We start from the raw sequence: 13194 nt of genomic DNA, 5'->3' as shown, positions 1-13194 counted from the left end.
AAAGTCACCAAGAAAAAACAAAGGGAGGCAGCAACCTACCTCCCTTTATTCCTACAAAGCCTTTAATCACTAATTAACCGTTATACCTACTCGGGTACGAACATCCCATTCCTGCATGCCATCCAGTGCTGCTTGCCCAGTAAAACCTTCTTTCTTCATATCTTGTAAGGCAATCGCTATTTTGTGCTTTACACTATCAAGGTTACAGGGAGACTTCTTAGACATGGTTAAGTACAACCCCTCTCTACTGATATAGGGCGACACAGGGACAATTAAGTCAGACAATCCCAGCATAGCTGCATAAGCATGCGCTGGATTTTTTTCATATAAGACATAATCCACACGATCTGTGGCTAACATGCGCAGTGCCTGAGACAAACTAGCCACTGCTAATATATTAAGATTTTGTTGGGCATATTGGTCAAAATCTTGACCAAAACTATTATTAATCACAGTCACTCCCCACTTGCCGAGTAAATCTTCTTTCTCATTAAAAGGAAAAGGCTTGTCTCTACTTTGCCAAACAACGCTTGTGGTATGAAGCATCACTGGCGTGAAGTAATCCATGTAATCGGCTCGCTCATTTGTATAAAAAGCCCCAGCCATCAGGTCCACTCGACCACTTTTCACTTCACTTTGAGTTCTAGACCAAGGACCAACATGAATGAGTTTAATTGGGATATTAATACGTCGGCTTAACTCATCAATAATCAGACGATTCACTCCGTGAAGCGCTGTTGAATTAGACGAGTCTCGCCATAAAAACGGAGGGTACTCAGAATTACCTGATGCAGTAAGCGATTTACATAACGAAGACGGTACATCTTGCCCTAGAGCAATACTGGTATTTAAGGAAATTACTGCGGATAGACAGCAAATTATTTGAGTGTGCAGCCGCATAAAGCGCCTCTCCCTTACAAGTAGAATTCAAACGATAAGCGAAGCTTTTTTCTTTTGTATACTCAAGGTGATGCTATTTCTAAGAAGCGTCTTAGCCGACTTCTTTTCTAGGCAGTCATTCCCAAATCGCCTTAATATCTTTTTCCATAAAGGCACCAATACCTTTTATAACAATAACTTAAAAATAAAAACAGAAGTAACATTATCATTGCAAAGACCCTATGAGGCTATATAAGAACTAAACAATTATCAATCTTCTTTTCCAATTTCATATAGATGAATTTAAAAAGGCCAAAAACATGAGCTACTTTCTTTTGGCTCTGTGCCTAAAATAAACGCCAACTGAGTTTTGTCTTGACAACGATCAGCGGCAATCTCAAATTCACTATCTAATACATTGTAACGAGCCGCACCTCTAGGTAAGGCATCTGGCAAAGATCTAGGGTTAACATTTTTGGTAAAATCTACCCAAACTTTCAATGCTCCACTGCTACCTGTAATACTTAATGGCACATTATTATCATCGCCAAGCCATACAGTTGACGAGTAATCGCCAGTAATACCAACAAACCAGCTGTCTTTTTGCTGATTCGTGGTGCCTGTTTTTGCTGCGAAATTCAGCTCTGGAAAAACAGCCTGCGCCGCCCTAGCTGTCCCGATTTTAGGTGTTTTTGTCATGCCATCGAGAGTCACAGCAAGTAAAGCATCAGTAAAAGGCACATCATTATGCTGATCAAACCGTTTCATTAGCTGATCTTTTTGATCCATAACCGCTAACACAACCCCTAGCTCACTGCTCTTTCCTTGAGAGGCAATGGGTTGATATAAGCGAGACACTTCAAAAGGAGACAACTCCAATGCTCCCAGCGCCATCGCAGGATGCATAGTAAAAGATCGCTTTACTCCTAACTGTCGCAAGGTATCACCAACTCGATCAAAACCAATTTGGCTGGCCAAAGAGACGGTTGCCAAGTTATAGGATTTAGCCATGGCCTCATAAAGATGCACTACACCATGTGTTCTTCTATCGTAGTTTTCAGGTTCCCAAACCTGACCACCTACGTTAAAACGTAATTTTTTATCTTCTATCTGACTCCACCAGGTGTAACGCCCAGTTGCCAAGGCCGATAAATACAGCGGAGGTTTCACTAATGAACCAATTGGCCTAACCGCCCCCAAAGCTCTATTGAAACCGGTGTAGTGCTGACCACTAGACCCAACTACAGCACGCACTTGCCCTGTAATCCTATCGGTGACAACCATAGCGCCTTGCAATCCTTTCAACTTAGGGTCACGCTTTTCCAACGCACTCACTTGACGCTGCATGGCTAAACTCGCCGCTCTCTGAGCACGTATATCGACACCAGTATAAATTCGTAAGTTTTTCGTCGCCAAAGTAATTTCATCAAAATCCCGCGACAATTGCATAGCAACCAAATCCAAATAGTCACCAAACACGGAGCGCTCTTTCTTCTTATCAGCAAGTCGGATAGGTTGTTTTATTAAGCTGCTATAATCGGCATCCGATAATCGGCCTTGGTTTTTTAATATTGCCAACACCGTATTACGACGGTTTTTGGCACGATTCGGTGATCGTTCAGGATTATAGAGCGATGGGCCTTTGACCATTCCCACTAACAGAGCCAATTCATCAATATTCAGCTCGTTAAGTGGACGACCAAAAAAGTGCTGACTCGCAGCGCCAAAGCCATGCAGAGCACTGTTACCTAATTGCGCCAAATACACTTCGTTCATATAAGCGGTAATAATGGCTTCTTTCGAATAATGATATTCAAGCAATAAACTCATGACGACTTCAGTTAATTTTCGCGTATAAGTACGCTCAGAGCTTAAATACATGTTTTTCACAAGCTGCTGAGTCAAGGTGGAACCACCTTGACGACGAGAGCCATGGGTTAAATTCACTAAAGCCGCACGCGCTATACCGGTAGGAGAAATCCCCCAATGCTGATAAAAGTCTTGGTCTTCTACGGCAATTAAGATATCGATCAGAGGTTTAGGGATATCCTCGTATGTTAAGATTTGGCGACTTTCAGTATTACCACCGTATAAAAAACCAATACGCTGGGGCTCAATTCGCGCTTCGTCTATTTTATCGCCATTCAATGCTTGAATGACCAAACGTCCATTTTGGAAAGAAAAAATACGCCTTTCGCTCTCATGAAACCCTAGATGATCAACATAGGAACGCAGATGCGCACTGACTTTTGTTCGGCTACGTGCAGCCCAACCAACATTCTGACTATTTCGGCCAAATCGATATCCGGTTTCTTTCAACAGATTTTCGAGATCTTGTTTTTTCCAAGGCGCTCCATTCGACAAAATAATAGGAGCACTATACACCTCCGAAGGAACTTGCCATTTTTGTCCTTCAAATTGACTAACAACTTGACCGTTCAGCCACCATACCCAACCAGCAAAAGGAATAGAGCCCACTAACGTAATAATGATTCCCCATTTAAAGCAGAAACGAATCATCCTCTTCAACCAAGAAGATTTAGGTGGCTTTTTCGAACGAGTTGAGGGCTTACGGGAAGATTTTGTCGGCGTTTTTTTAGTCATAGCGCGCAAGTATAAGGAGCTTATAGGAAGCAAGCAACGGTCTAAAAACAACTAACTCAATTCTTGCGTATTGACTCGTCATCAATAGCACTTTAGAGTCTTTGCTCACAGAAAGATTATACAACTGACGTTTCGCTGAACTTTATTAGCTTAGTCAGCGATAGATTTGAAAGAAAACACCACTAAGAAGACAATATTTTTTGCTGCCGAATTTAGTGCGCATGATTATGGAAAGCGTCAATTCTATTGAAATAAACTACATTCATTATAAAAAAGTGCGGTAATCACGTGTTTAACAAGTACCTTATCCCCGATGCTCAAAACCTTCCTGAAGGCAAAGCACTAAGCATAAAAGTTGAAGAGTACAACTTTTTAGTCACTAAACAGCAAGGGCAGATTCTGGCTTTTGAGAACCTATGCCCTCATCAAAAGAAGCAACTTAATTGGTCTGATGACCTTGCGTTAGATGAAGAAGGTGATTACTTAAAGTGCCACCATCATGGCGCCTTATTTTCACCTGTAGACGGAACCTGCATTACCGGTCCCTGCCAAGGTAGCCAACTTAAAAAAGCCACGGTAGGAATAGAGCAAGGTAACTGCTACTTATTGTTCGCCTAAACAGGCATTTCACTTTAATAATTTAAAAAGAACAACCTAAATATTCTTATCTATTAAGACGCTACCCTTTTATAGCAAGCTTAGCGTCTTACTCTTTACAGACGTTCAATTATGTCTGAATTTTTGACGATCTAAGCATCTACTGCTAATGTCCTCGATTGCTCAAGGCTGCTCAGTTACACTCCTGTTGTAAAACAACCTTATGCAGGCTTAGCCCAAAAAGCGGCTAATTTCGGCTTAATAACTAGAGACATCAATACAGAAATAGCCAACCCAGCCGGTAACGCTGAAACAAACGTCGCAAGCCAAAAATCAACAAACTCTTTTATCATCATAAAACCGTGTAGATTTATCGTAGTAACAACGGCCATAATAGATTCCATCATCACCGCCATAACAAGTCCAAAAACAATGTTTTTCTTCACAGAAGATAAACTTGGAAAGATTAAATTAACCAGTCGATTAATGATAAAAGCAATAACACCACCAATTGGCGCAATACACAAAACGCACAAGGCAAAAGAAGAGAGCCAAGCTCCTATGAAGCCATCAGTAAAACCGATATTCTTCCACGTCATCAGTAAGGTTAAAAAACCACCAAAAGTAACAACCAAACCGAAAATCACACCAATTTTCTGAACATTTTTTGACATAGATCCTCTCGCAATGAATGATAGGGTTAACACAAGAATTGAAATTGACAAAGTCAACCATATGACTTTATGTTGACTTTGTCAACTATCTGGACTTTTTCCCATGACGTATTACGAATCAGAACTACAAACTCTTTTTATAAGCACCATCGGTGGATTAAAGACATCCATGAAGAACACCATGAAAAAGAATGGAATTCCCCTATCTCCTTTGTATTTTATGGTTTTGAAAAATATCCATGAAACAGAAAACTGCACAGCAAACTACCTTGCAGATATAACAGAAAGAGATAAAGGCCAAATCACTCGATTAATTCAAGATGTAGTGAACCAACAGCTGGTGGTTAAATCCCCTAATCCAAAGGATAAACGTAGCCAATTCCTACAGTTAACCGAAAAAGGTTTAAGCTTTTACTTACAATTAGCAGAAGCAGACCAAGCTATTTTAAAAGAAATGAGAACGGATGTTAGTGATCAAGAGCTAAAGGTTTTTTTAGATATTGGCGCCAAAATGCTCTCAAATTTAAACGCCATTAATCACAAAGTATAAAAGAAATGCTGACTAAATCTCTAATGCTAAATTGTCTAAAAAAGACCTCATTATCGCCTCTCGTCGTTTGCCTTCTAACCGTGCAGAGGGCGTATTCAGGCTTCCAGCAATACACAATAACTTATTATAAAAGTGATCAACTGAGTATAGGGAGTCATCAGGCTCTCGGGCTTCACAAAAAGGATCATCTGACGCATACAAAGCGCGATTAAGCGTACCACTTACTTGCATACAACGAGCGATACCGACAGCTCCCAATGCATCTAAACGATCTGCATCCTGCACTATCTTAGCTTCAAGCGTTTCCGCTTTAATATTGGCACTAAAACTATGAGCCTTAATAGAATGACGGATCGCGTCGAAATACTCACTTGAATAATGAATGGAGGCTAAAAACTCAATGGCTTTATCGCTCGCCAATGTCGAAGCCAAATGCCGTTCGGGATGGTTTTTGGGTAAAGATACACAATCGTGAAGCCAAGCGGCCGGAACGACCACTGCCAAATCAGCGTTTTCAGCTGAAGCAAGCTGCTTAGCAACTTTGACCACTCGCAAGATATGATTCAAATCATGGGCGGTATCAGCGTGGTCTTGAGCCTGTAAAAAAGCCCGACAGCGAGATTCAAACTCAGAAACAAAAGTTAAAGACATCGTTTTCCAAAATAACCTTAAATAGAAAAGCCTATCTTACACCTATGAAACAACACAATAAAAAGGCTTTGATTCGAAAACCAAAGCCTTTCCATATCCCCCTAGGTCAAAGTTTTAGAAGGTATAACCAACACTTGCCATAAAGGTAATAGGATCAATGTCAGCATCAAAAGTCCCTACCACTGTATGCACATCAGTATTGATATCCATGTACCAAAGAGAGGCGTTAGCAAACCAGTTTTCAGCAAAATTTACATCTATACCAACCTGAGCAGCTAAACCAAAAGAATTATCAAGGTCGACATCCGTATCCGCTAATGCCCCCTTACCTTTCTCATCAAAGAAGACGGTGTAATTCAAACCCGCGCCGATATAAGGACGGATTTGACTGTTCGCTTGGCCAAAGTAATATTGCGCCATGATAGATGGAGGTAAGTGCGACACTTCTGCAACATCCCCTAAACCTTTTGTAGAAACCTCATGAGTAAAAGGTGTCGCAGCGAGTAACTCTACACCCAATTGATCAGTCAACATGTAAGTAAGTGTCACACCCACTTGAGTATCATTATTCAGTTCTAATTCACCTGAACTGGCAACATCATCGCTGCTTTCATCTGGCATAACAGCCGCTAAGCCACCACGAACAAAAATATCACCGGCATTGTGCGCTAAAGCCATAGATGAACAAAGCGCAGAAACAAAGACAACAGGAAGTAAAGCTTTCATAATCGATTCCTTTTTTGATCAAATAAAATATCTGTGACAAAGAAGGTAACAGGATGAAAAATAAAATTATTAACCTAGATCAAAGTTTTGGGGCAACTCTAAAGGCAATATCAGCAATACCGAAGATAGATCAACAAAACAGTTATTATCTGAACAAATTACGTTCTCTCTATCTTGCTGATAAAAAAAGATTACCTTAGGAAAAGCTCACCGTAGACACATTAGTAAACCATTAAGAATAAATAAGTAAACTGTTTTACCATTCAACTAAAAATCGGTAAACTTTGCGAAAACTCTCATATGGAATCAATCAATATGCCGATACTTATTGCCGTCACCCTACTTTGGGCGTTTTCATTCAGCTTGATTGGGGTTTACCTAGCCGGGCAAGTCGATGCTTGGTTTTCTGTATTAATGCGAGTCGCACTTGCTACTATTGTATTTTTGCCTTTCCTCAAACTGCGTCAAATTGAAGCAAAAATCGCATTCAAACTAATGATCTGTGGTGCTTTACAACTTGGTATCATGTACGGGTTTTACTACCAATCGTTCTTATATTTATCAGTGCCAGAAGTTCTACTCTTTACCGTTATGACACCGCTATATGTCACGCTTATCAATGACATGCTAGATCGTCGTCTTAATGTAGGCTTTGCCATCAGCGCAATCTTGGCCATTTTAGGAGCTGTAGCTATCCGTTATCAAGGTATAGATGAAGGCTTTATTAAAGGATTACTGATCGTTCAAGGCGCTAATATTTGCTTTGCTTCAGGACAAGTTGGTTATAAACGCATTATTGCAAAAGAGCGCCCAGATCTGCCACAGCGCACTGTATTTGGATGGTTTTTCCTTGGAGCAATAGCGGTTGTTGTACCGTGTTACCTAGCATTAGGTAACCCAGATAAGCTCCCAACAACGACGCTACAATGGTCCATTTTGACCTATCTTGGCATCGTTGCTTCTGGGTTAGGCTATTTTGCTTGGAATAAAGGCGCAACCATGGTGAACATAGGTACTCTGGCCGTAGCCAATAATCTTCTTATTCCTGCAGGGATTATCGTCAATGTGGTTTTCTGGAACAGAGATGCCGACATTGTGCGTCTAGCCATTGGTGGCGGAATTATATTGTTGGCACTTTGGGTCAACGATAAATTCAACCAAAAGTATGCAGAAGCAAAAGTGCCCGCTTAGCCTAACTGTATTAGCTAACGCCCAGCTTCCACTGGGCGTTTATTACTTAAAAAATCATTTTAATAGCCAAGCTTGGAATTCTTTTTTCGCTTCTTTATCCGCTTTTTTAACCCAAAACTGGAACATATCAAGCTGAGTATTAGCAACTTTAGGCTTGTACATATTATCCGCTATCCAGATTCGAGCATCTTTGCGAGTTAACTCATCAGATTCGTTATACCAAAACTGCATCATGCCCAATGCCACATCTTCTGCCATTAGAATTGGCGCTCGAACCGGACCAGAATCAGAGCGCATACTGTCCAAAGTTTTGGTTGCCGTTACTTTTTCAATCTCAGAGACATAGTCACGGGTGTTTTGCAGCCCAGACTTAGTTGTTAAACTTTTCTTTTTGTAATCAACGTCCTGTCCGGTCACATCATCATAAATCGTAAATTGTGGATCTTTAGCATTGGCCTCAGCTTGTTTCTGATTAGATATATAAGGAGCTTTTAAGATCAAATACCCATTCTTCGTAAACTGCAAATCTAAGACAACTGGCTCTGATTGATACTCATGAGTATCGCCACCGCTGCGCAACAACTTATTAAAACGCACAACGATCTGATGCTGACCTTCGTCAAGATCCACTTTAAAGTCATTACCAAACTGACTAGCACTTTCAAGGTCTACATACATTATTTCAAAAGACCGCGGCACTTCAAACGAAGCCGCTATTGCTGGTAACGCAGTGAAACTGCCCAATAAAATCCCAAACGAAATAGCATAATTTCTTATTTTCATCGATTTTCCCTTACAACACGTAACAAAGCAAAAGTTGAATCTAGCATATAGTGCTGTTCAATTTACTAGGTTTACTGCGCGTCGAGGTCACTTACTCGATTTTGTCTTTTTTCATGACTTAAAACAGAGACATCGAACACAACTCGACAAAAAGCAGAGTCTCTACATACTTCTATGTAGCTTCATGATGACACTATTGCTGATTATTTTTTTATACAAAATCCTTTGATTCTATTAAAACAGGACATTTACATAAAAGTTATGCCAAACAAAATTGAAACTCAGCTGAGCCACAAACTCATTCTGCGCATAATTGAGTTATCCATCTTAACCTTAATTATTGATCTCACCTTGCGCCCTTTTTTTGTCACGCTACCTATCTACTTTACATGGATTGGTTTAGTGGATTTAGTAATGGTAACCGGCCTCTACGTCGTCATCCGTTGTAATGCTTTTCCTGCATTAGAGATTTATATCTCTTTATTCATTGCTATTATTATAATCCTCCCTTCTCTAGTTTTATCTGGTGGCGTCAACAGTCAGGTCGCTTATTTGCTACCCCTGTACCCTGTCATGGCCGCATTAATTGGGGGTTATAGAGAATCTCTTATTATCACCATTCTGCTAGTCATTGGGGTTATCTTAGCCACGATATTTAGCGAGCACTTCATTGACCTCACGGAAGAAGCGTATTCCAGCACAAAATCAATAGACAGAGGATTTTGGCTAGCTGCCTCTATTATTTTTAGTGGTGTATTTGGACGCTTTTTTCTCAAACGCTATTCAGAGCTCACTGAACAATTGAAAAATGAAAACATACAAGACCCTTTAACTGGTCTACTGAATCGGAGAGGTTTAAACCTCTATTTCAGCCAAGAACTAGATAATGCAGAGGTCTCAAACTTGGCATTGAGTCTCATACTGATTGACATTGACTATTTCAAAAAAGTAAACGATATGTACGGTCATGATATTGGTGACAGATGTTTGATCGAGATAGCCAACACCTTATCTCAAGCAATTAGAAAAACCGACATTATTGCTCGGTTTGGTGGAGAGGAATTCATCATTATTTTACCAAACACACAAGAAATTGAAGCCGAAGTAATAGCGGAAAAATTGAGAGTACTCATATCCGAGCAAAAATTCAGTGAATTTAAATTATCACTTAGCATTACCCAAGGACTCACACAGCGCCATAGCGATAATGATAATGCGCTGAAAATGATTAAGCGTGCAGACAAAGCACTCTATAAAGGCAAAGAACAAGGGCGAAATTGCATACAACGGTCTGAATAAACTATCCCTTATAGATATCCGGCTGCCATTTTTGCATAAAGGTTGCAGGTGAGCTCAACGATGTGTAGCCAAACTGTTGGTATAAGCTATGTGCATCCCTGGTGGCCAGTAGGATTCTTCTCAACCCCTGTAAAGAGGGATGATCATGGACTTCCTGCATAAGCCACTTAGACAAGCCTTTACCACGATGTGCTTCATCAATAAACACATCCGCCAAATACGCGAAGGTTGCCTGATCCGTTATCATTCTGGCAAAACCAACTTGTTTTCCTTCAGAGGAAAAAACACCAAAACATAATGAATTATCTAATGCCTTTTTAAAAGTTTCTTTAGGGATTCCTTCTGCCCAATACGTATTTGATATGTAACCATGAATAACATCAAAATCCATTTCTTCACGAGAACTACTAACCTGATAACCTGACACCATTTTAATCTCTCTTACGCCAACGACTGTATTTAGAATGTACGCCGCGTGTAAAAGCAGACGAATATTCCTCAAGAATGTCTACGCCATATAAAATAGCGACCACAATAATGGATAACTTTATCGCCACGTAAGAACCAACAATCGCAATACACACCCCGATTGCAGCCAATGTCCAAATCGTTGCCGCAGAGGTAACCCCTATAACAGCACCATCTTTAGATAACATAACACCAGCGCCCAGAAAACCAATCCCAGTAATTACCTGGCCAATAATTCGTGATGGGTCCGTTGTATCAGCAGCCACAAACATCGACGAAGCAATAAACACATACGTGCCTAATACAATTAATGCAGACGTTCGAATCCCTACTGGCTTACCTCTCAACTGTCGCTCTAAGCCGACAATAACGCCACAAAAAATAGCCGTAGCAATCGAACTCCAGCTAAAGGGAGTAATGGAAAATAACGATTCTAAATTCATACAAACTTTCTTAGGACAAACGCCATGACGAGAAGAATAAAACCTGATCAATAGGTTACTGAGTTTTTGCGATTAGTACAGTTTTTAGTCAGAGATACATACAAAAAAAGCAGGAAAGAGACGCGCAATAAAACAGAGATGTCTTCCATGACATCATATTAATTTCTTTAGATTAACAAGGGACAAGCACCCAAGAAATTATCGTATTCTCATAACCATCTTGACGTTTGTACTCACGATATCCGTTCGATCTGGCAGCACCAATAAGATATGCAGAGTCATCTAGTCTAATAGCGGTTGCAGTGCTGCCATCTTGGTATAGCTCTGTCATGTTAATGGTAGGAAAAAAGACACTACCAACAGCATGATCATCCGACGAACTTGCAATGACAAAGCCTTTATCAGTGGTGAACAAGGCTTTAGTACCTGTTTTTACAACACCATTGTCTCTGGGCAAAATATCATTAAGAATGGCACGAAACTCTACCGTAGAATCGAATACGATACCGATACCGCCAACCACTTCATTGCTTTTTTCAGGACTACGAATGGCGGCATTATAAATATAAGTATGTTCTCCACCGTAGCACTCGAAAGGCATGAATGGGGATACGCTATATGCGTAAATATCTTGCGAATGAAATACACTCTGTCCAGCAGAATTTGGCTCTATAATCTGCCCAATTTTGCGCTGATAAGTATCATCTGAAAAGGCGATATAACGCCCATCTTGATCATAAACGTATAAAGTATGATACACAGTATACAAGGAATGTATTTTTCCTAACGTCTGACGAATACTGTTTTCATCAACCTCAGGTGCTGATAACGCCGTTTGTAATGATGTGCTCAAGCTCCACCAGCGACAGTCATTTGCACGTTCATAAAGGTTACGATCCATAATGTCTACCGCCAAGCTGGCTTGCAAAATTATTGCATTCAGTTGACCTGAAATGATGGTAGAAAACAAAGACTCAATGGAGTTCGCAAACACATTATCAATGTCTCGACCAATCTTTTTGATGGCCTCTAATACCGGCATAAACTCTACTGCATCTTTGCGAGCTGCTGTAATAATGCCATTCAGAACAATCAACTCTAAATCATCATTGATAGAAATAGATTGGTAGCGGATATCAAAAAAATCTGCTGAAATAAGCCCAGCAAGATCAGCAATCAATGCTTGATGATCCTCTGTATCGCTTACACCCCGATCCATATTTTCTAATGCCAATAAAGACCCCATATGCCAGTTTTCAGGCCCTCTATAGCCTTGATAAGGCTGACCTTTGGCCATCACTTGAACGCTGTCTTTATTGTGAACCGACACCACTTTTGGCGCAGCGCTTATTGATAGATGAGTAGGAAAAACCTGCTGGTAACTTTGTGGGGCAAACAGCACATTTCCCGCGCCATTTAAGAGCAGAAAGTGATTCTCTTCCTTTTTAAATAAAAGATGCTTGGTAATTTCTTCCAGCTCATTTTGGAAGCGAAAACACAAAACAATAACACCAACAACACGATTTTCATCCATGGCCGCACTAGCATACAAAAGACTTGGTAGGGCTCCCTCAATCAAACTCGTTTGCCCGAAATACTCAACATAACGATCTGGGTATTTAATCGCTTGCTGAATTAGCTCATCCTGTACTTTGCCTCGTCGTGAAGGCTGACTGAGCTGAAACACCACCTCGCCATCAGGCGCAACAAGAAATGCATCTTGATAGACTGAGTAAATATCAATATAGGCTTGAAGCCTCTGCCTTAAAAAAACACTATCTTCTTCTTTTGTATCACTATTTTTTAAAAAATGGATGACATCAAGGTCAGTAGCTAAAAAGCCGATATCGGCCGTTCTCTCAAAAAGGTTACGAATTAACACATCTATCGCCATCTGACAGCGTGACAAATCTTGTACGATAACTTTTCGAGCATGCTCGTTTGTCAAACTTTCGATCAATCGTTTTTGCAGAAGATGGAACTGCCCTAAAGTATTATCCATATCTTCTAATATGGTCGAAGCCACTTCAAAACTATTAATTTTGCCAATTAAGGCAATTTTTTCCCACCAAGTACTCAGAGACTTTAATGTTTGATCGTATTTATCCACTCCTTTTATAAAACGTTTAATTGTTGATTGGTTTTTAGCAAGGAAAACGTCCACTTCAGATATCCTAGAAAACATTAAAGATCGCCATAAACAGCAATTAGCTTGCCAATATTGATACAACTAAGAAAAAGCAAAATAACAGTGAATCACACATAATAAGAGCCACTTAGTTAGATAATAACCCTAGGGGTTTAGGATATAAAAAAGGAATGCTCTTTG

13 protein-coding genes are annotated in these 13194 nt (G+C 40.2%); 4 read left to right on the top strand and 9 right to left on the bottom strand.

Annotation, left to right across the window (positions count from 1 at the left end):
* Positions 1-69 precede the first annotated feature (69 nt).
* Positions 70-900 carry a substrate-binding periplasmic protein gene (locus KDW99_RS05305; RefSeq protein ID WP_255828260.1) on the bottom strand — a complete coding sequence of 277 codons (831 nt, stop codon included), beginning with the start codon at positions 898-900 and terminating at the stop codon, positions 70-72.
* 282 nt (positions 901-1182) lie between these two features.
* Positions 1183-3399 (bottom strand): transglycosylase domain-containing protein, encoded by a 2217-nt coding sequence (locus KDW99_RS05300; RefSeq protein ID WP_255828259.1) that lies wholly within the window; start codon positions 3397-3399, stop codon positions 1183-1185.
* 372 nt (positions 3400-3771) lie between these two features.
* On the opposite strand from KDW99_RS05300, the gene KDW99_RS05295 reads away from it, so the two are divergent.
* Positions 3772-4101 (top strand): Rieske (2Fe-2S) protein, encoded by a 330-nt coding sequence (locus tag KDW99_RS05295; RefSeq protein ID WP_255828258.1) that lies wholly within the window; start codon positions 3772-3774, stop codon positions 4099-4101.
* A 200-nt stretch (positions 4102-4301) separates the two neighbouring features.
* Here KDW99_RS05295 and KDW99_RS05290 read toward each other — a convergent pair whose 3' ends face one another.
* Positions 4302-4754, bottom strand: a complete 453-nt coding sequence (locus KDW99_RS05290) for a DUF2798 domain-containing protein (protein WP_255828257.1) — start codon at positions 4752-4754, stop codon at positions 4302-4304.
* 103 nt (positions 4755-4857) lie between these two features.
* Here KDW99_RS05290 and KDW99_RS05285 point away from each other — a divergent pair, with 103 nt between their 5' ends.
* Entirely contained in the window at positions 4858-5304 is a 447-nt protein-coding gene (locus KDW99_RS05285; RefSeq protein ID WP_255828256.1) for a MarR family winged helix-turn-helix transcriptional regulator, read from the top strand.
* A gap of 12 nt (positions 5305-5316) precedes the next feature.
* On the opposite strand, the gene KDW99_RS05280 is transcribed toward KDW99_RS05285, so the two are convergent.
* Both KDW99_RS05280 and KDW99_RS05275 read right to left on the bottom strand, forming a co-directional pair.
* Positions 5317-5955: an HD domain-containing protein gene (locus KDW99_RS05280; RefSeq protein WP_255828255.1), complete on the bottom strand. Its 639-nt coding sequence runs from the start codon at positions 5953-5955 to the stop codon at positions 5317-5319.
* A 114-nt stretch (positions 5956-6069) separates the two neighbouring features.
* Positions 6070-6681 carry an OmpW family outer membrane protein gene (locus KDW99_RS05275; protein WP_255828254.1) on the bottom strand — a complete coding sequence of 204 codons (612 nt, stop codon included), beginning with the start codon at positions 6679-6681 and terminating at the stop codon, positions 6070-6072.
* 315 nt (positions 6682-6996) lie between these two features.
* Here KDW99_RS05275 and KDW99_RS05270 point away from each other — a divergent pair, with 315 nt between their 5' ends.
* Complete coding sequence (locus KDW99_RS05270) at positions 6997-7872, top strand: carboxylate/amino acid/amine transporter (RefSeq protein ID WP_255828253.1); 876 nt, start codon at positions 6997-6999, stop codon at positions 7870-7872.
* A 54-nt stretch (positions 7873-7926) separates the two neighbouring features.
* Here KDW99_RS05270 and KDW99_RS05265 read toward each other — a convergent pair whose 3' ends face one another.
* A complete protein-coding gene (locus KDW99_RS05265; protein ID WP_255828252.1) occupies positions 7927-8655 on the bottom strand; it encodes a YccT family protein in 729 nt (242 codons plus the stop codon).
* A gap of 402 nt (positions 8656-9057) precedes the next feature.
* Here KDW99_RS05265 and KDW99_RS05260 point away from each other — a divergent pair, with 402 nt between their 5' ends.
* Positions 9058-9954: a GGDEF domain-containing protein gene (locus KDW99_RS05260; protein WP_255828251.1), complete on the top strand. Its 897-nt coding sequence runs from the start codon at positions 9058-9060 to the stop codon at positions 9952-9954.
* Between the two features lies 1 nt (position 9955).
* On the opposite strand, the gene KDW99_RS05255 is transcribed toward KDW99_RS05260, so the two are convergent.
* From KDW99_RS05255 to KDW99_RS05245, 3 genes are all read right to left on the bottom strand, one after another.
* A complete protein-coding gene (locus KDW99_RS05255) occupies positions 9956-10384 on the bottom strand; it encodes a GNAT family N-acetyltransferase (RefSeq protein WP_255828250.1) in 429 nt (142 codons plus the stop codon).
* A gap of 1 nt (position 10385) precedes the next feature.
* On the bottom strand, positions 10386-10865 hold the full coding sequence (locus KDW99_RS05250) for an MgtC/SapB family protein (protein WP_255828249.1): 480 nt from the start codon (positions 10863-10865) through the stop codon (positions 10386-10388).
* Between the two features lie 172 nt (positions 10866-11037).
* On the bottom strand, positions 11038-13050 hold the full coding sequence (locus KDW99_RS05245; protein ID WP_255828248.1) for a cache domain-containing protein: 2013 nt from the start codon (positions 13048-13050) through the stop codon (positions 11038-11040).
* Positions 13051-13194 lie beyond the last annotated feature (144 nt).

The organism is Marinomonas rhizomae, assembly GCF_024397855.1.
Lineage (GTDB): Bacteria > Pseudomonadota > Gammaproteobacteria > Pseudomonadales > Marinomonadaceae > Marinomonas > Marinomonas rhizomae_A.
Note: the sequence above shows the minus strand (reverse complement) of the source record. Positions and strands in the feature narration are given on the sequence as shown.

Bases quoted from the DNA above. Each gene is read 5' to 3' on its own strand.
- KDW99_RS05305 (WP_255828260.1), bottom strand. From the start codon at position 900: ATGCGGCTGCACACTCAAATAATTTGCTGTCTATCCGCAGTAATTTCC.
- KDW99_RS05300 (WP_255828259.1), bottom strand. From the start codon at position 3,399: ATGATTCGTTTCTGCTTTAAATGGGGAATCATTATTACGTTAGTGGGC.
- KDW99_RS05290 (WP_255828257.1), bottom strand. From the start codon at position 4,754: ATGTCAAAAAATGTTCAGAAAATTGGTGTGATTTTCGGTTTGGTTGTT.
- KDW99_RS05285 (WP_255828256.1), top strand. From the start codon at position 4,858: ATGACGTATTACGAATCAGAACTACAAACTCTTTTTATAAGCACCATC.
- KDW99_RS05280 (WP_255828255.1), bottom strand. From the start codon at position 5,955: ATGTCTTTAACTTTTGTTTCTGAGTTTGAATCTCGCTGTCGGGCTTTT.
- KDW99_RS05275 (WP_255828254.1), bottom strand. From the start codon at position 6,681: ATGAAAGCTTTACTTCCTGTTGTCTTTGTTTCTGCGCTTTGTTCATCT.
- KDW99_RS05270 (WP_255828253.1), top strand. From the start codon at position 6,997: ATGCCGATACTTATTGCCGTCACCCTACTTTGGGCGTTTTCATTCAGC.
- KDW99_RS05265 (WP_255828252.1), bottom strand. From the start codon at position 8,655: ATGAAAATAAGAAATTATGCTATTTCGTTTGGGATTTTATTGGGCAGT.
- KDW99_RS05255 (WP_255828250.1), bottom strand. From the start codon at position 10,384: ATGGTGTCAGGTTATCAGGTTAGTAGTTCTCGTGAAGAAATGGATTTT.
- KDW99_RS05250 (WP_255828249.1), bottom strand. From the start codon at position 10,865: ATGAATTTAGAATCGTTATTTTCCATTACTCCCTTTAGCTGGAGTTCG.
- KDW99_RS05245 (WP_255828248.1), bottom strand. From the start codon at position 13,050: ATGTTTTCTAGGATATCTGAAGTGGACGTTTTCCTTGCTAAAAACCAA.